The 17,631-nt window shown below is 64.4% G+C and carries 17 protein-coding genes; 10 read left to right on the plus strand and 7 right to left on the minus strand.

Annotated elements, in window-relative coordinates; genetic code table 11:
• Nucleotides 1–5 precede the first annotated feature (5 nt).
• The gene (locus J2R78_RS14155) at nt 6–1,037 is read right to left on the minus strand and encodes an ABC transporter substrate-binding protein (RefSeq protein WP_253605039.1); all 1,032 of its coding nucleotides are present in this window, start codon (nt 1,035–1,037) and stop codon (nt 6–8) included.
• 144 nt (nt 1,038–1,181) lie between these two features.
• Here J2R78_RS14155 and J2R78_RS14160 point away from each other — a divergent pair, with 144 nt between their 5' ends.
• Both J2R78_RS14160 and J2R78_RS14165 read left to right on the plus strand, forming a co-directional pair.
• Entirely contained in the window at nt 1,182–1,988 is an 807-nt protein-coding gene (locus J2R78_RS14160) for a creatininase family protein (RefSeq protein WP_253605047.1), read from the plus strand.
• Nucleotides 1,989–2,132: 144 nt separating this feature from the next.
• Nucleotides 2,133–2,402 (plus strand): hypothetical protein, encoded by a 270-nt coding sequence (locus J2R78_RS14165; protein WP_057020179.1) that lies wholly within the window; start codon nt 2,133–2,135, stop codon nt 2,400–2,402.
• A 116-nt stretch (nt 2,403–2,518) separates the two neighbouring features.
• Here J2R78_RS14165 and J2R78_RS14170 read toward each other — a convergent pair whose 3' ends face one another.
• Complete coding sequence (locus J2R78_RS14170; protein WP_253605054.1) at nt 2,519–2,788, minus strand: metal-sensing transcriptional repressor; 270 nt, start codon at nt 2,786–2,788, stop codon at nt 2,519–2,521.
• A 339-nt stretch (nt 2,789–3,127) separates the two neighbouring features.
• Between J2R78_RS14170 and J2R78_RS14175 the strand changes: the two genes are divergently transcribed.
• From J2R78_RS14175 to J2R78_RS14195, 5 genes are all read left to right on the plus strand, one after another.
• Nucleotides 3,128–3,391, plus strand: coding sequence for a hypothetical protein (locus J2R78_RS14175; RefSeq protein ID WP_253605056.1), 264 nt, complete (start codon nt 3,128–3,130; stop codon nt 3,389–3,391).
• Nucleotides 3,392–3,799: 408 nt separating this feature from the next.
• Complete coding sequence (locus tag J2R78_RS14180; protein WP_253605057.1) at nt 3,800–5,455, plus strand: Nramp family divalent metal transporter; 1,656 nt, start codon at nt 3,800–3,802, stop codon at nt 5,453–5,455.
• Nucleotides 5,452–5,688: a hypothetical protein gene (locus tag J2R78_RS14185; protein ID WP_253605058.1), complete on the plus strand. Its 237-nt coding sequence runs from the start codon at nt 5,452–5,454 to the stop codon at nt 5,686–5,688. Before J2R78_RS14180 ends, J2R78_RS14185 begins: the two co-directional genes overlap by 4 nt.
• A 310-nt stretch (nt 5,689–5,998) precedes the next feature.
• Nucleotides 5,999–7,987: a carbohydrate porin gene (locus J2R78_RS14190; protein WP_253605059.1), complete on the plus strand. Its 1,989-nt coding sequence runs from the start codon at nt 5,999–6,001 to the stop codon at nt 7,985–7,987.
• 204 nt (nt 7,988–8,191) lie between these two features.
• Nucleotides 8,192–9,664 (plus strand): FAD-dependent monooxygenase, encoded by a 1,473-nt coding sequence (locus J2R78_RS14195; protein ID WP_253605060.1) that lies wholly within the window; start codon nt 8,192–8,194, stop codon nt 9,662–9,664.
• 104 nt (nt 9,665–9,768) lie between these two features.
• Here the strand turns inward: J2R78_RS14195 and J2R78_RS14200 are convergent, their stop codons facing one another.
• On the minus strand, nt 9,769–11,394 hold the full coding sequence (locus J2R78_RS14200) for an FMN-binding glutamate synthase family protein (RefSeq protein WP_253605062.1): 1,626 nt from the start codon (nt 11,392–11,394) through the stop codon (nt 9,769–9,771).
• A 597-nt stretch (nt 11,395–11,991) separates the two neighbouring features.
• Nucleotides 11,992–12,861 (minus strand): patatin-like phospholipase family protein, encoded by an 870-nt coding sequence (locus J2R78_RS14205; RefSeq protein ID WP_253605064.1) that lies wholly within the window; start codon nt 12,859–12,861, stop codon nt 11,992–11,994.
• A 281-nt stretch (nt 12,862–13,142) separates the two neighbouring features.
• On the opposite strand from J2R78_RS14205, the gene J2R78_RS14210 reads away from it, so the two are divergent.
• Entirely contained in the window at nt 13,143–14,180 is a 1,038-nt protein-coding gene (locus J2R78_RS14210; RefSeq protein WP_253605065.1) for an IS110 family transposase, read from the plus strand.
• A gap of 297 nt (nt 14,181–14,477) precedes the next feature.
• Here the strand turns inward: J2R78_RS14210 and J2R78_RS14215 are convergent, their stop codons facing one another.
• Nucleotides 14,478–15,251 carry a ferredoxin--NADP reductase gene (locus tag J2R78_RS14215; protein ID WP_076832718.1) on the minus strand — a complete coding sequence of 258 codons (774 nt, stop codon included), beginning with the start codon at nt 15,249–15,251 and terminating at the stop codon, nt 14,478–14,480.
• A 297-nt stretch (nt 15,252–15,548) separates the two neighbouring features.
• On the opposite strand from J2R78_RS14215, the gene J2R78_RS14220 reads away from it, so the two are divergent.
• Nucleotides 15,549–16,484 (plus strand): RimK family alpha-L-glutamate ligase, encoded by a 936-nt coding sequence (locus J2R78_RS14220; protein WP_253605066.1) that lies wholly within the window; start codon nt 15,549–15,551, stop codon nt 16,482–16,484.
• A 58-nt stretch (nt 16,485–16,542) separates the two neighbouring features.
• On the opposite strand, the gene J2R78_RS14225 is transcribed toward J2R78_RS14220, so the two are convergent.
• Nucleotides 16,543–16,743 (minus strand): hypothetical protein, encoded by a 201-nt coding sequence (locus J2R78_RS14225; RefSeq protein WP_076832724.1) that lies wholly within the window; start codon nt 16,741–16,743, stop codon nt 16,543–16,545.
• 20 nt (nt 16,744–16,763) lie between these two features.
• The gene (locus tag J2R78_RS14230) at nt 16,764–17,120 is read right to left on the minus strand and encodes a response regulator (protein WP_253605067.1); all 357 of its coding nucleotides are present in this window, start codon (nt 17,118–17,120) and stop codon (nt 16,764–16,766) included.
• A 215-nt stretch (nt 17,121–17,335) separates the two neighbouring features.
• Between J2R78_RS14230 and J2R78_RS14235 the strand changes: the two genes are divergently transcribed.
• Complete coding sequence (locus J2R78_RS14235) at nt 17,336–17,593, plus strand: hypothetical protein (protein ID WP_253605068.1); 258 nt, start codon at nt 17,336–17,338, stop codon at nt 17,591–17,593.
• The last annotated feature ends 38 nt before the right edge of the window (nt 17,594–17,631 follow it).

The raw sequence follows: 17,631 nt of genomic DNA on the forward strand, positions 1-17,631 counted from the left end.
ACCCGTCAGTTCTTCGGCCGGAGCTCGGCGCCGACCGCCTTGTTGACGAAGCGCAGCGTGTAGCCCTGGCGATAGTCGATAGCGCTCTTGACCACGCCGGCGCGCACCATCTTGTCGAAGAAGCTCGCCATCCGCTCATCGGTCATGGCGCCGATGCCGTTCTTGATGGAATCGCCGGAATCGACGATGCCGTGCTCGCGCATCTTGGCGACGCAATAGGAGAGCAGCTCGTCGTTCATGTCGGGATTGAGCTTCTTGATCATCGCATTGCCGGCCGAGTTGTCACCGTAGACGTAATGGTACCAGCCGACGATCGAGGCATCGACGAAGCGCTGCACGAGGTCAGGCTTCTTGTCGACCAGGTCGCGGCGGGTCTCAATCAGCGTCGAGTAGGAGTTGAAGCCGTAATCGGCGAGCAGCAGCACGTTCGGCTTGAAGCCGGCGGCTTTCTCGACCGCGAAGGGCTCCGAGGTGACGTAGCCCTGCATCGCGGTCTGCTTGTTCACGATGAAGGGCTGCGGGTTGAAGGTGTAGGGCTTCACCTTGTTCTCGTCGAAACCGTATTCGGACTTCAGCCACTGGAAGTAGCTGGTGATGCCCTCCTTCGAAATCAAAAGCGTGAGCGGCTTCAGATCCTCGATCTTTGCGACCTTGACCTCGGGATGGGTCAGGAAGACCTGGGGGTCCTTCTGGAACATGGCGGCGACAGCGACCAGCGGCACGTTGTTGGTGACGGCGTCGAAGGTCTGCAGCGAGTTCGCGCTCATGAAGAAGTCGAGCTTGCCCGCGATCAGCAGCATCCGGTTGTTCTCGTTGGGACCGCCCGGCACGATGGTGACGTCGAGGCCGTATTTCTTGTAGGTGCCGTCGGCGAGCGCCTGGAAGAAACCGCCATGCTCGCCCTCGGCGACCCAATTGGTGCCGAACGAGACTTTGTCGAGGGTCTGCGCCCGCGCCGGGGCAAGCGCCGCGGCGACGCAAAACGCGGCGGTCAGAAGGCTTGTGGTTAACGCTCGCAGCAAAAAGGCCGGGATCATGGTTGGACTCCGTCGATCATTATGGCCCATGATGGAAGGCGGGAAGACGTGGACCGCGCCCGGAGACGCGAACCCGTTATGATGTTAAACAAACTAGCCTGCAAATCCATCCCGTGAAACGCTTGTATTGAAACGACCGGCTTGATGACTTCTCAGCTTCCGCCCCGCGACTGGACCGCCATCCACTGGCCCGATATCGCCAGGGATACGGCCGCGCGCTGGATCGCGGTGCTGCCACTGGCCGCGACCGAGCAGCACGGGCCGCATCTGCCGCTCGGAACCGACGTCATGATCGGCGAGGCCTATCTTTCGCGGGTGCGAGAGTTGCTGCCCGCGACCACTCCCGCCACGTTCCTGCCGTTGCAGCCGGTCGGCATCTCAACCGAGCACATCGATTTTCCGGGTACCTTGACCTTGCCGACCAACGTGGCGCTGAAGAGCTGGATGGCACTCGGCGAGAGCGTGGCGCGCGCAGGCGTCAGGAAGCTCGTGATCGTGACCAGCCATGGCGGCAATTCCGCCGCGATGCAGCTGGTGGCGCAGGATCTGCGCACGCACCATCAGATGCTGGTGGTGACCACGAGCTGGTCGCGCTTCGGCGCGCCCGACGGGCTGTTCGACGCCGGCGAATTACGCCACGGCATCCATGGCGGCGCGGTCGAGACCTCGATCATGCTGGCGAAATATCCGCACGCCGTGCGCAAGGATGCGATCGCGGACTTCAAGCCGGCCAGCGTGCGGATCGAGAAGGATCATCGCTTTCTGTCGACGCAGCGGCCGGCGCCGTTCGCCTGGCAGGCGCAGGACCTCAATCCGAGCGGCGCGATCGGCGATGCGACCAAGGCCTCGGCCGAGAAGGGCGAGAAGCTGATCGAGCACGGCGCGCGCGCGTTCTGCGTGCTGCTCGCCGATGTCGACAGGTTCGATCCCGGCGTATTTCGCGGCAAATGACCGCGATTGCTTCGTCCTGACAAGCGCGACGAAACAATTCGCGAAACCATATTTCCGCCCCGATCTTCGAACCGGAACCGGACAGCCTCCGTCCAACGGGCATGCGGACCACACCGGCGCCGCCCACACAGGATGGAGTATTCCATGTCGATCAAGACCAAGTTCGCCGCCCTCGCCCTCACCGCGCTCGCCGTGACCGGCACCATCGCGTCCACGACGTCGCAGGCTGAAGCGAAGCCCTATGGCTGGGGCTGGGGCGTTGGCGCAGGTCTCGTCGGCGCCGCCGTTGTCGGCAGCGCAATCGCGGCCAGCGACGGCTATTACTACGGCGGTGGCTATCGGCGCTGCGGCTGGGTGCGCCAGTTCGACGCCTACGGCAATTACATCGGCCGCGTGCGCAGCTGCTCCTACTGATCGACGCAATTCCTAAGGTTGCGGATCCTGCGTTCGGCACGGGTCCTCATCCACCCCGTGTCGCAACCGACCCGTCCGGCGATCCCCCCGGGCGGGTCAATTCTTGAACGCAGCGATCACAGATACTTCGCGACCAGCCTGAAATCGCGCAGCACGGCTCGCCCTTTCGGCCCTGATGCCTTCAGCGTCTCCTCCAGGCTGTGACCGATGTGATCGTGGATCAGCGCCTTCTTGGCGCTCTCGATCGCGCTCTCCACCGCCTGCAATTGCTGGGCGATCTGCGCACAAGGCCGGCCCTGCTCGATCATCTCGACGATGGTGTCGAGATGGCCGTTGGCGCGCTTCAGGCGCCTGGTGATCGCAGCGTGCGGATGGTCGTCGGACATCTGGCTCTCCTATCCTCCGGGGAGGATAGCTATGATCCTCCCCGGAGGATAGCCGAATCGACTTGACAGGCCATTGTCGCGGGCGTAGTGCCCGATGGCGGGAACGTTCGTTCCGCCCCGGGGTTCTGGCCCCGGAGACAAGTCGATCCACGAGCCAGCACAGAAGGCACATGGGCAGTAGCAACTCAGGCGACAGTAGTCCGGCGATGCCGGGACTGGTGACGCCGCAACACAGCAAGACTGATCGCGCAGATCTCGCCTGCGTGGACGGGTGGTCGCGCCCAAGCTGACCACTGCTCCTCACCGGCCTGCCGCGACCAGCGGAAGTGGAGGTGAGCGATGTTCGAAAAGCTCGCAAAATTCCGGCAAGCAAGCCCGCGGCGCGTTGTCGAGCCGCGGCGCATGCCGCCGCCGGCCGCCATTCATTGCAATGACAACCTGCCGGGCTTTCGCCGCCTGGCGGGCCGCCGCCGGCGTCCAACCCCGGCCTGTCATTGGGTCCTGATCGACGGCCGCCTGGAAAGCCGTTGGATCGTCGACGACAGCGGCGGTGATCTCGATCAGCAGCGACGCGCCGCAGCGAAGCCACGGCTGTGCGCTTAGGCCGACCGTGAGGGCGGGCTTGATAACGACAGTGCTGGCCGCTCCCTCTCCCCGTTCTTGCGGGGAGAGGGTTGGGGTGAGGGGCCGTCTCCGCGCACACGGTAATAGCTGAGTTCGCGGAAGCTCCCCCTCACCCGGATCGCATCTGACGATGCGATCCGACCTCTCCCCGCACGCGGGGCGAGGTGAAGCGGCGCCCGCTGCTCGGTCGGAAGTAGTCGTCTTGGTTTAGGAGGCCGACATGGACGAAGGACCTAGTCGTCCCGTTGCGCGCCATCGCGGCGCGGCAGCGGGATCATTGAGCTGCATCAGATCTGGAAATGCCGCTGCTCACGGCAGCGGAGACGTGCGCGCCTGACGACGCCTGCGTCCCTCCCGCCGTGCCGAAAGGCGGCGAGGAGACGCGAAATGACCGAAAGCAAGACCACACAAACCGCCATTCTCGACAGCGCGCATGCCGGCGACATCCACGGCGCGCTCGGCAGCATCGCGCGCGACGACACCGCGCCGCGCGCGACCTTGCTGGCCCGGCTGAAGACGCTGCTGGCGATCGTCGGTCCCGGCCTGATCGTGATGGTCGGCGACAACGACGCCGGCGCGTTCGGCACCTACACCCAGGCCGGACAGAATTACGGCACCACGCTGCTGTGGACGCTTCTGCTGCTGATCCCGGTGCTCTACGTCAACCAGGAGATGGTGGTGCGGCTCGGCGCCGTCACCGGGGTTGGCCATGCGCGGCTGATTTTCGAGCGCTTCGGCAAGTTCTGGGGTGCCTTCAGCGTCATCGACCTCCTGGTATTGAACGCGCTGACCATCGTCACCGAGTTCATCGGCATCACGTTTGCACTTCACTTTCTCGGCGTCTCGCAGTTCTGGGGCGTGTTGGCCTCGGCTGTTATCGTGATGCTGGCGGTCTCGACCGGCGACTTCCGCCGCTTCGAACGCTTCGGAATCGTGTTGGTCGCAGGCAGCCTGCTGCTGGTACCCGTGATCCTGATGGTGCATCCGCCGGTCGGGCAGATCGCGGCGGACTTCTTCGTGCCGAAGATGCCGCAGGACGCCAAGCTCAGTGAGGTGATGCTGCTGATCGTCGCCATCGTCGGTACCACGGTGGCGCCGTGGCAATTGTTCTTCCAGCAGAGCTACATCGTCGACAAGCGGATCACGCCGCGTTTCATCCGCTATGAGCGGATGGATCTGTGCATCGGCATCGTGCTGGTGGTGGTCGGCGCCGTCGCGATGATCTCGTTCTGCGCGGCAGTGTTCGCAGGAAAGCCCGAATTCGGCAATTACACCGACGCGCTGGGGACCGCTGTGGGCCTCGAGACATATGCCGGCCGGCTGCCGGCGGTGCTGTTCGCCCTTGCGCTGCTCGATGCCTGCATCATCGGTGCTGCGGCAGTCTCCCTCGCGACCGCTTATGCGATCGGCGACGTGTTCGCGGTCAAGCACTCGCTGCACCGCAAGCCGTGGGACGCGAAGGGCTTCTACAGCGTCTATTGCGGCCTGATCGTGCTCGCGGCGGCGCTGGTGCTGACGCCGGGCACGCCGCTCGGACTATTGACCAACGCGGTGCAGACGCTGGCCGGCGTGCTGCTGCCGAGCGCGACCGTGTTCCTGCTGCTGCTGTGCAACGATCGCCACATCCTCGGGCCCTGGGTCAATTCGACCAAACTCAACCTGTTCACCGGCGCGGTGGTCGCGGGGCTGGTGATGCTGTCGGTGATCCTGACCGCCGCGGTGCTGTTCCCCGATCTCGGCGAGGCGTGGATCATCGGCATCCTCGTCGCCGGCAGCCTGCTCGCGTTGTTGGTGACGGCAGCCGTCAAGTTCTACGAGATGTCGTCGCGCCGTCACGCGTCGTTCCGCTTCAAGCGCAAGCCGCCGCGAGAGTCTTTTCATGTCGAGCGCGACAGCTGGCGGATGCCGCCGCTCGACCGGCTGCCGCCGGCGCGGCTCAGCCCGCTGAGCCGGATCTGGATGATCGTGCTGCGCGGCTATCTCGTCGTCGCCGCCGGCCTCGTGCTGCTGCGGATCGTGCAGCTCGCCACGGTGGGAGCGTGACCGCGCTCAGTCGCGGACGGCGATGGGGCGCGCTCGTGCTGCTCAGGCTGGCGAGCGCCATCCTGCGCGGCGCGGCCGCGCTCCACCGGAAACGCACAATCTCAAACGCCGGACTGCGGACGGCGCTGTCGATGGCGCGATGTATCGAACGGGCCGGCGCGCGGGTCGTGCTCGGCAGAGCATCGCAGCCGGCATTCAACACAAAGGACGAGGACAATGGGGGCATCGATTGAACGGTCGGGTCGCGACCGATTTGCCACGGACACGCGGCCGATCGCCGCCGATGTGGCCTGCCGCCTCGCGCTGTTACGTGACTGTCACGGTGGCGTGCAAATCGGAACGGTATTGGGCGCACCTCAGTTGCTATTGCGAATTATTTGCAATAAGCAACAGGGGATGCTAGGTGCTGATCTGGCTTTGGATGGGACGACACAGATCGGACCGGGGACGGCGGGCGATGATTTCAAATCTCGGGTGGCAAGCGGCCAGCAAATCTGCAGTGATGCCGGGCGAAACCGCCACTCGTTCGCGGAAAGCCGCGTCATGACCTGCGTCCGCCTCTTCCGGGTCCAGATCGCCGCCGGCGCAGCGCTCGGTGCGGCAACCTTCGGCGCGCCGGCGACCGCGGCCGATCTGGCGCTCAAATCCCCCGCCGCCAGGGCGGTCTACAGCTGGACCGGATTCTATGTCGGCGCCCATGTCGGTTATGGCGACGGCACGCTGGGTCCCGGCACCAATCCGATCCTGGAACAGGGCGTGTTCTTTCCGCCCACCATCACCGGCGGGATCGGCGGCTTCCAGGTTGGATACAACAAGGAATTCGCCAACCGCTTCGTGCTCGGCATCGAGGCGGATGCGACCTTCACCGGCCCGACCGACCTGCCGCGGCGGGTGCTCGGCCCCTTCAATTCGTCGATCGACTATGTCGGCACGCTGCGCGGCCGCGCCGGCTACTCTTTCGGCACCTGGATGCCTTACGTGACCGGCGGCTTCGCCTGGGGCCACAGCCAGGTCCGGGTCAACGATGCCGCGGGCGAGGTGATCTCGGAGCCCGGGCAGTACCAGACCGGCTGGACCGTCGGCGCCGGCGCCGAATTCGCGGTGAGCGGCAATTGGACCGCCAAGGTCGAATACGACTATGTCGACCTGTCGCGCCGCACGCTCGGCCTCAATGATTTCGGCCTGCCCGGCGTCAGCATCGACCCGCGCATCCATTTGCTGAAATTCGGCCTCAACTATCAGCTTGGCGACTCGCCATGGTCGGCAACGCCGACGCGCACCGCGCTGCCCGAATCGAGCGACTGGAGCGTGCACGGCCAGACGACGCTGCTGCCGCAGACCTATCCGTCCTTCCGCTCGCCCTATGCCGGCACCAACAGCCTTCCCGGCGCGGGGCAGTTGCAGCAGACCTGGACCACGACGGCGTTTCTCGGCGTGCGGCTCTGGGAAGGCGGCGAGTTCTACTTCAACCCGGAAACCGCGCAGGGCTTTGGCCTCAACGGCACGCTCGGCCTTGCCGGCTTCTCGAACGGCGAAGCCCAGAAGGCCGGCGCTCCGTTTCCGAAAATCCGGCCGCAGCGCTACTACTTCAAGCAGACCTTCGGCTTCGGCGGCGAGCAGGAAGACGTCGCCGACGGCCCGAACCAGATCGCCGGCAAGCGCGATATCGACCGCCTCACGCTCGTGGTCGGGCGCTTTGCGGTCGGCGATTTCTTCGACGGCAATTCCTACGCCAAGGACCCGCGCGCCGATTTCATGAACTGGGCGATGTGGGCGTCCGCCGCCTACGACTTCCCGGCCGACCTGCCCGGTTACACCCGCGGCGCCGTGGTCGAGCTCAACCGCAAGGATTGGGCGGTGCGCGCCGGCCTGTTCCAGGTGCCGAACGCACCGAACAGCGACGTTCTGGTGTTCAACACCGGCGGCGCGGTGGTCGAGTTCGAGGGCCGCTATTCGATCTTCGATCAGCCCGGCAAGCTGCGCGTCGGCGTGTTCGGCAACCGCGGCAACACCGGCAACTACGCCCAGGCGCTCGCGATCGAGGACGCCAATCCGGGGCTTGACATCAACGACGTGATGGCCGGCATCCGCAAGGACAATCTGAAATACGGCTTCTATCTGAACGGCGAGCAGCAGATCGCAAAGGATGTCGGCCTGTTCGGCCGCCTCAGCTGGAACGACGGCCGGACCGAAATCCTGTCGTTCACCGATGTCGATCGCAGCGTGTCGGGCGGCCTGTCGATCAAGGGCAGCAGGTGGGGACGGGCGAACGACACGATCGGCATCGGCGGCGCGATCAACGGGCTGTCATCAGCGCATCGCGACTACCTTGCCGCCGGCGGCCTCGGTCTGCTGATCGGCGACGGCGCGCTGAACTACAGCCCGGAGCGGATCTTCGAGACCTACTACGCCTATCAGGTGAACAAGAACCTGACGCTGACCGCGGACTATCAGTTCATCACCAACCCCGCCTACAACGCCGACCGCGGCCCGGTGCACATCTTCTCCGGCCGCATCCACGGCGAGTTCTGAACGCGCCATCTCCCAACGTCGTCCCGGCGAAAGCCGGGGTGACAGCAACTTTGCCGCGCCGTTCTTCTCAACGATGTCTCGGAGTTGGTTGGTTCGGGCAGCAAACGCCCTCTCCCCACTCAGATATATGTAGACCCCCCGGGCTTGCCGCAAGCCCGGGGTCATCCCGTAGAACGCGCGCCCAATCGAACGGAGGAGTGCGGGATGCGGAAACATGCTGTGGTGATTGCCGGCGGAGGTCCGACCGGGCTGATGCTGGCGGGCGAGTTGGCGCTGGCGGGAATAGATGTTGCGATTGTCGAGCGGCGCGCGGGGGAGGACCTGATCGGCGCGCGGGCCGGCGGCCTGCACGCGCGCACCATCGAGGTGCTCGATCAGCGCGGCATCGGCGACCGCTTCGTCGCGCTGGGAACGCGCCATCCGGCGGTGCTGTTCCACTCGCATCTGGTTCCGCTTGAGATCACCGACTTTCCGACCCGGCGCAATTTCACGCTGGGGCTGCGGCAGAACCATATCGAGCGCCTGCTCGGTGAATGGGTCGGCGAACTGGCGGTGCCGATTATCCGCGCGCGCGACGTGACCGGCTTCACGCAGGACGACGCCGGCGTCGACGTCGAACTGTCGGATGGCCAATTGCTCCGGGCACAGTATCTCGTCGGCTGCGACGGTGGCCGGAGCCTCGTCCGCAAAGCGGCAGGCATCGAATTCGCCGGATGGGATCCGACCACGAGCTGGCTGATCGCCGAGGCCGAGATGTCGGGCGAGCCGGAATGGGGCTTTCGCCAGCACGACACCGGCACCTCAGCGATCGGCAAGGCGGAAGATGGCGGGCGGGTGCGGCTGGTGCTGACCGAGCGGCAACTCGGCACCGACCGGGAGCCGACCTTGCGCGACGTCAGCGAGGCACTGGTCGCCGCGTACGGCACCGATTTCGGCATCCACAGTCCGGTCTGGATCTCGCGCTTCACCGACATGACCCGGCAGGCCGTGACCTACCGCAAACAGCGCGTGCTGCTGGCCGGCGATGCCGCCCATGTGCATCCACCGATGGGCGGCCAGGGCCTCAATATCGGCGTGCAGGACGCGGTGAACCTGGGCTGGAAGCTGGCCCAGGTGGTCAAGCAGATCGCGCCGGACAGCCTGCTCGACACCTACGAAGCCGAACGGCATCCGGTGGCGGCCCGCGTGCTGCGCAACACCATGGCGCATGTCGCGCTCAACCGCACCGATCCGCGGACCAGGGCGTTGAGCGAGATCGTCTCCGACCTGCTGCGCATGGACGAGCCGCGCAAATGCTTTGCCGTGATGATGTCCGGCCTCGATCTTCACTACGATCTTGGCGACGGCCATCCGCTGCTCGGACGCCGCATGCCCGATCTCGATCTGGCCACGGCCAACGGCCCGATGCATGTCTTCGCGCTGCTGCACCACGCGCGGCCGGTGCTGCTGAATTTCGGCGAGCCCGGCGGCATCGCCATCGCGGGATGGACCGACCGGGTTCAGCTCGTCGATGCCGCGAATCGCGGCGCATGGGAGCTTCCCGTGCACGGAACGGTTTCGGCCCCGACCGCGGTGCTGGTTCGGCCTGATGGCTACGTGGCGTGGGTTGGCGAGCGAACGCTGGCCGGCCTGAGCGAGGCGCTGACCAAATGGTTCGGCGCGTCCGCTGCTACGTAATGAGCGTAGCCCGGATGGAGCGGAGCGTAATCCGGGATCGGTCGATCCGCAGAGAGTGGTCCCGGATTGCGCTGCGATTCATCCGGGCTACGGATTTGCCGCCACTACCCCGCCGGCTGGAATGAATCCGCGCGCGCCATCGCCCAGGCGTCGCGGAAGCGGCGGTCCTGGGTGCCTTCGAGCAGTTCGCCGGGGCGCAGCGTCGGATAGAGCTCGGCGAAGGAAGAGACTTCGGTGGTCGAACTCCGCTGCGAGAAGTGGATCGGGCGCAGCTCCTTGGTGTGCTCGAGGCCGGCGGCGGCGAGCAGCTCGGTCAGCGCGTGCAGGGTCGAGTGGTGGTAGTTGTACACGCGGTCAATCTTGTCGGGCACATAGAGCGCGCGGTTGCGGATCGGGTCCTGCGAGGTGACGCCGGTCGGGCAGCGATCGGTGTGGCAGCTCAGGGACTGAATGCAGCCGAGCGCGAACATGAAGCCGCGCGCCGAATTGCACCAGTCGGCCCCGATCGCCATCGCGCGCGCCATGTCGAACGCGGTCGCGATCTTGCCGGAGGCACCGATCTTGATGCGATCGCGCGCGCCGATGCCGATCAGCGCGTTGTGGACGAAATTGACGCCCTCGCGCATCGGCATGCCGAGATGGTCCATGAACTCGAGCGGCGCGGCGCCGGTGCCGCCTTCATTGCCGTCGACCACGATGAAGTCGGGATAGAGGCCGCTCTCGTGCATCGCCTTGCAGATCGCCAGGAATTCCCAGGGATGGCCGATGCACATCTTGAAGCCGGCCGGCTTGCCGCCGGACAGCTGGCGCATCCGGGCGACGAATTCCATCATCTGCAGCGGCGTCGAGAACGCCTTGTGATAGGCCGGCGAGATGCAGTCCTCGCCCATCGGTACGCCCCGGATCTTGGAAATCTCCTCGGAAACCTTCGCCGCCGGCAGCACGCCGCCATGGCCGGGCTTGGCACCCTGGCTGATCTTGAGCTCGACCATCTTGATCTGGTCGTCGCCCGCGACGCTTGCGAAGAGATCCGGATTGAAGGTGCCGTCGCGGTTGCGGCAGCCGAAATAGCCGGAGCCGATCTCCCAGATGATGTCGCCGCCCATCTCGCGATGATAGGGGCTGACGCCGCCCTCACCGGTGTCGTGGGCGAAGCCGCCCTTCTTGGCGCCGGCATTGAGCGCCCGCACCGCGTTCGGGCTCAGCGCGCCAAAGCTCATCGCCGAGATGTTGAAGACCGAGGCCGAATACGGCTTGGTGCAGTCCGGGCCGCCGACGGTGATGCGGAATTTCTGGTCGGCCCTCGGCTTCGGCGCCACCGAGTGGTGCATCCACTCATAGCCCTCGCGATAGACGTCCTCCTGGGTGCCGAACGGCCGCTTGTCGAGCACCATCTTGGCACGCTGGTAAACCACCGCGCGGGTGTCGCGGGAGAACGGCATGCCGTCCTTCTCGCTCTCGAAGAAATATTGCCGCATCTCCGGGCGGATTTCCTCGAGCAGGAAGCGGACATGCGCCGAGATCGGGTAGTTGCGCAGCACCGCGTGGTTCTTCTGGGTGAGGTCGCGGATGCCGAGCAATGTCAGCGCGCCGAAGATGACCAGCGGGATCAGGACGATCTTGAAGACCTTGTGATCGAAAATTCCAACCAGCAGCAGGAGCACGGTGACGACGGCGCAGATCGTCAGCACGATGAAACGTGGCGAGAACGGAAGCAGCACTGTATCCATGAAATTCCTCCGGTCTGCCCAAATGACCTGTCGGCCGCGAGCCTAATCCAACTCGCGGAACAAGTGCACTACGGTTATACGGCCGAGCAGTCACAGATGTGACAACCACCCGAATGGGCGGGTGCGGATACCGGTCAAATTGAAACGAGATCGGCTTTTGCAGTGCAACGAAGGGGCTGCGGATCGGATGCGATAACCTGCCGTCGCGGGCGCACTACCAAAATATCGAAAACAACACCATGCAAAGGAGCCGGCTGCGGCCGGCGCTCGACACAGCGACTTGACACGTCGGGCAACTCACCGGCACAATTCCACTATTCCGAAATCGTGATGTGAGTCTGCGGCTCCTCCAACCTGTCGTCCCTGCCTAGTGCGCACTTGCGCACGGGAGCAGGGACCCATGACCACAAATGCCAATTGTTGGGCCACGCTGGAACGACGAGTCCCTTCAACAAGATCCGCCGCAGCGTATGGGTCGCTGCTTTCGCAGGGACGACAATGGAGATGGTTCTCGATTCGAGGCGTCGCACTACGCGGTGTCATCACCCGCGCATGTGAGTGCGCTTGCAGAGGAGATGAGGAGAGAGCACCGTTCGCCTAGTGCTCGTGCGGCTGCAATTCGTGCGGGATGTGACCCGGCTTCAGGCCGTCGCCGTCGAGCCAGGCGTTGGTGGTGTCGAGTGCCCGGGTAATGTGATCGGCAGTCCGCGAGAAATCGTAGGGCGAGCCGACCAGCGGGCAGAGCGGCGGCACCACGAAGTACTCGACATCGGGCCCGATGTTCTCGAGCTCGTTGACGAGTTGCCGCGCGATCAGGAGCGTCAGCGCGTGCAGCGCATTGGCGAGCGCGCCGACCGGCGGCGCCTGGTTGGCGCAGGCATGCCCGGTCGGCAGCACGATCAGGCGTTTGGCACCGTGCCTGACCGCGACGCGGACCGGCGTGTTGCTGGAGATCGCGCCATCGGCCAGGAAACGATCGCGGTAATGCACCGGCGTGAACGCGCCGGGGATCGCGGTCGACGCGACGATCGCCTCGGCGGTCGAACCTTCCGACAGCACCACGCTGTCGCCGCTGATGATGTCTGTGGTGACGATGTGGATCGGGATCCGCGCGTCCTCGAGATTGCGGAACGGGATGTAGTCGTCGATCAGCTTGCGGACGCCGTCATGCGGGATCAGGAAGTCGCGCCGCCACAGGAAGCTCACCAGCGTCCGCCACGTCACCGGAAACACGTCCTGCCGGTTGAGGCCGCGCCAGATCTCGGCCAGCCGTGCGACGCCCGGGACCGTCGGGTCGCCGGCATAGAACGCGCCGTTCAGTGCGCCGACGCTGGAGCCGACCACCATGTCGGCGACCACGCCATGCGCGGCCAGCGCCTGCAGCATGCCGACCTGGATCGCGCCAAAGCTGCCGCCGCCGGCAAACACAAAGGCGGTCTTCGGTGCATCCGGATCGGTGATGGACAAGGTGCTGCTCCCAGATCGCCGCTTTCGCGCAACGGCCGCGCGGCGTTGGGGGCGTTATAGCAGCGGGGGAATGGGAGACGCCACATACTCACGGGTCGTCCTGGCCTAGTGCGCAATTGCGCACGGGAGCCAGGACCCATTACCACAAATGCAAAAGGCTGGAGCCTGATGGGGCCCCAGCCTTCGACAAACAAAGAGCGGTGGTTGATGGTGTGGACGGCCCCCTACGGCATCAGTGTGCCAGAATGAGGTTGTCTAGATCTCATACAAGGGAGCCGTCCGTGAACCAGATTATCCGCATTGGGATTGATACGTCGAAGTATATTTTTGTGCTGCATGGGGTTGATGCGGCGGAGCAGGTGGTGCTGCGCAAGAAGCTGTCGCGCAAACAAGTGCTGGAGTTCTTCGCCAAATTGCCGCCGACTGTGATCGGGATGGAGGCCTGCGGGGCTTCGCAACATTGGGCGCGTCAGCTTTCCAAGCTCGGTCACGAGGTGAAGCTGATGGCACCGCAATTGGTCAAACCCTACGTGATGCGGAACAAGAATGACGGGCGGGATGCAGAAGGCCTGTGTGAAGCGATGAGCCGGCCGAGCATGCGCTTCGTGCCGGTGAAGACGGCCGAGCAGCAGGCCGCGCTGATGCTGATGGGTGTCCGCGACGGATTGATCGTCCGGCGCACCCAGCTGACCAATACGATACGCGGCCACGCGGCGGAGTATGGCCTGATCGCCCCCAAGGGACTGGACGCGATCGAACCCCTGCTGGTGCGGATTGCGCAGGACGAGACGCTTCCGGTTCTGGCGCGCGAGCTGTTTGTGGTGCTGGGCCGGGAGCGCGTCAGGCTCGAGGGTGAGTTGGAGGCGGTTGAGGCCAAGCTGATGGCCTGGCACCGCGCCGATGCCACGGGCCGGCGCTTGGCTCAGATCCCCTCGGTCGGTCCGATCGTTGCAACCGCGCTGGTGATGAAGACACCTGATCCGCGCACGTTCCGTTCTGGTCGTCATTTTGCGGCCTGGCTGGGATTGACACCCAAGGACCACTCCACCGCTGGCAAGACCAGGCTTGGCAAGATCACGCGGGCTGGCGATGAGAACTTGCGCCGTCTGCTGGTGGTCGGGGCCACAGCGGTGATCCAGCAGGCCAGGCGGGGACGCGGTCATCACTCGCGCTGGCTGCTGGCCCTGATCAAGCGCAAGCCGCCGAAGCTTGCGGCCGTGGCGCTCGCCAACAAAGTGGCCCGTATCGCCTGGAAGCTGATGGCAACGGGCGAGAGTTACGAGGCGGCACGGATGAATCCCATGACAGCCGCCGCCTAATCGATTAGCCGGCGGGCTCGCTCGCCGGCCGACCGGAGCTGCAAGAGCAGATGGAGCGATCGATCGAGCAACGATGCGAGACAGTCCGCAGGACCCATCGGCCGCCAACAGGCCGCGTGGTTGTTTGGAACTCGCATCGCGCAAACCATCTTGGCCAGCGATCCATTCGATCGCACCCAACAGGCCGGACATATGGATGCAAGCGATCCGATCTCACCAAACAGCTCTTGTGCCACGGGGGCCGTCCACATATGGGTCCTGGCTTTCGCCAGGACGACAATCTTAATGCTCGAGGCCTTAACGCTCGACGAACGCCTTCTCGATCACGAAGTGACCGGGGGTGTTGCCGCTGCCTTCCTTGAAGCCGCGCGTCTCGAACAGCTGCTTCAGCTCTTCCAGCATCGCCGGGCTGCCGCACATCATGATGCGGTCGGTCTCGATGTCGAGCGGGCCCTGATGCAGGTCGCTGAACAGCTGGTTGGAGGTGATCAGATCGGTGATGCGGCCGCGGTTGCGGAACGGCTCGCGCGTCACGGTCGGATAGTATGAGAGCTTCTCGGACAGCAGCGGCCCGAACAGTTCGTCGTCGCGCAGCTTGGCGACCAGCTCCTCGCCATAGGCGAGCTCGGAGACCTGGCGGCAGCCATGCACCAGCAGGATCTGATCGTAGCGATCATAGACCTCGGGGTCCTTGATCAGGCTGGCGAACGGCGCGAGGCCGGTGCCGGTCGACAGCAGCATCAGCCGCTTGCCGGGAATCAGGTTGTCGGTGATCAGCGTGCCGGTCGCCTTGCGGCCGACCAGGATGGTGTCGCCCTCGCGGATCTTCTGCAGCTTGGAGGTGAGCGGGCCGTCCTGCACCTTGATCGAGAAGAACTCGAGCTCTTCCTCGTGATTGGCGCTCGCCATCGAATAGGCGCGCAGCAGCGGCCTGCCGTCGACCTCGAGGCCGATCATGGCAAACTGCCCGTTCTGGAAGCGGAAACCGGAATCGCGGGTCGCCCGGAAGCTGAAAAGCGTATCGGTCCAGTGCTGAACGGAAAGAACTTTCTCTCGATAGAACGCGCTCATGGGTTTTCGTTTTCTCGACTGACCAGAATTAGAATGGTTTGATTTCTAGACGGCTCGCGACGGCGCGGAAGTGGCCGAAATCACTGAAGATCTCGCGTGTCCATTGCGCCAATGCAGGAGATAGTCAAGATCAACTGGCGTGCAATTGCGATCTCAGAATGGCAGTCGTTCGATTTCGCGCAGAGGTTCAACGACGTCATCGTTAACACGTGGCGCTGCACGTAATTTACTTGCTGAGATCGGCATCGATCTGGCAATTAATTGCTACGAAAACCGCGGTGAAGGGAAAATGATCTCGTGGTCCTGATCAGCCAGCGAATCTTCCTGGAAACCATCAAAAAATATTGTTTGGCGCACGCGATTGCCGTCGAGGTGCGGTCCGGCGGCTGGCTGGTCACCATGACCAAGGGCAACGCGCGGCGGCTCGCGATCGGCTACGACGTCGGGCTGAACAGCGCGGTCGCGCATCAGGTCGCCGACGACAAATCGGCCTGCGCGGACGTGCTGGCATCAGCCGGCGTCCCCGTCATTCCGCATACGCTGTTTTTGGGCGCGAAGCTCAGCAAGCACATCCCGGGATCGGACTCGCTGGACGCGATGCAGCGTCTGCTCGAGCAGCATCCGCAGGGGCTCGTCGTCAAACCCAATGAGGGGACCTCCGGCGAGCTCGTGTTCCGCGTGACGACGCGGGCGCAATTGGAGACCGCGGTCGCGCGCGTCCTTGCCGCACATCCAAGTCTCGCCATCTCGCCCTATGTCGAGATCGTGGACGAGGTGCGCGTCGTGCTGCTCGATGCGCGCGCGCTGATCGTCTACGGCAAGGCGCGCCCGTCGGTGACTGGCGACGGCATCCAGTCGCTGCGCGCGCTGGCGCAGGCGAGCGCGACGGCCGAGCAACTCAAGACCATCACCGAGGATTTCGATGCCGCCGCGCTCGACGCCGTTCCGTCCGCCGGCGAACGGCTTCTGCTGAACTGGCGGCACAACCTCGATGCCGGCGCGGAGCCCGTGCTGCTCGCCGATGACGCAATGCGCGAGGCCTGCGTCGCGCTCGCGATCAAGGCCGCGCAAACCGTCGGCATCCGCTTCGCCTCGATCGACGTCGTGCGCACGGATGGCGCGTGGAAAATCCTCGAGGTGAACTCCGGGGTGAAGATGGAAGCGTTGGGGCGCCGGCATCCGGCGCTGGTCGAGGCAGCGTATTCGGCGGCGCTGGACGAAGTGTTCGCGTAGCGTTTCCCTGCCCGACGACGCGGGCTCGCCGGCGCGATCCTGCACTGTGAGCGCCCGATCAGTCTTGCGGGTGCTCCTTTTCATAGGCGGCGACGATCAATTCCGATTGCTCGATCTGTGCCGTGAGACGATCGATCTCGGCTTGCGTCTCTGGGAACACGTCAGCCCCCGCCGTATTTCCGGATTGCAATTCCGCGATCAGTTCCCGGTTCTTCGCAATCTGCTCCCGGTGCCAATCGATTTCGGGATCGTCTTGCATGGGCCACCCATCGGCGAGATCTACGACGCCAGCTCTCGCAGCAGCATGGGTGGATAAACCGGCTTCTCGAAAAACTTGACGCCCTCAGGCAGCGCGCTGTCCGGGGGCCGGCCCGAGATGACCATAACGCGCACGCCCGGGTCGCAATCGACGGCCAAGCGTGCAAGCTCGACGCCATCCATTTTGCCCGTGAGCTTGATGTCCGTGACCACCAGCGACGGATGACGCATCTTGATGGCCAGCGCTGCCGTCTCGGCGTCCTCGCACTGGATGACGTCGAAATGGCCTTCTTCCAACAACAGCGCAATCATGTCGCGCTGGATCGTGTCGTCTTCGACCACAATTGCTATTTGACGAATTGGTCTCGCGTAAGCCATGGCGACCTCCGAACGATCAACCAGAGTTAACGAACGAGGATGTTTATGGTTCTGGTTCCCGCTTCATGAGGGACTGCTCCGGCAGACCTTTGCAGGTTCCGTGCGGAACAACTTTGCAGGTTTCAGCGTCATTGATGGGCGACGAGCCGGACGAGCCGAATGGTTCGGGCCTGAGCAAGTGAATTCTTGCGAGATAGTGCCAGGAGGCAGAGCTCATGAAGAACGCGGTGCAGCCGGATCAGGATCCTTGCGAACCCTACGGGACTGACGTGACGGCCGGCGCGACAGGCTATGCGTCCTCTCGACGATGGATCGAGGATCAGGCGCTTAAACGACCCGCGCTCGCCAAGCAGCCCAGGATGCAGCACGAGACGACCGATCCGCTTCGCGCTCGCCTGCCGCACGACGTCATTTCCGAAATGGAAGCAGAGCTGAAGCAACAGGTCGATCGACTTGTCGCCGAACGACATTAGCTGGTGAAGCAACGAGCTCGCAGACTTCAACAGCCGAA

Origin of the sequence: Bradyrhizobium sp. USDA 4538, assembly GCF_024171045.1 — a bacterium.
Lineage (GTDB): Bacteria > Pseudomonadota > Alphaproteobacteria > Rhizobiales > Xanthobacteraceae > Bradyrhizobium > Bradyrhizobium australafricanum.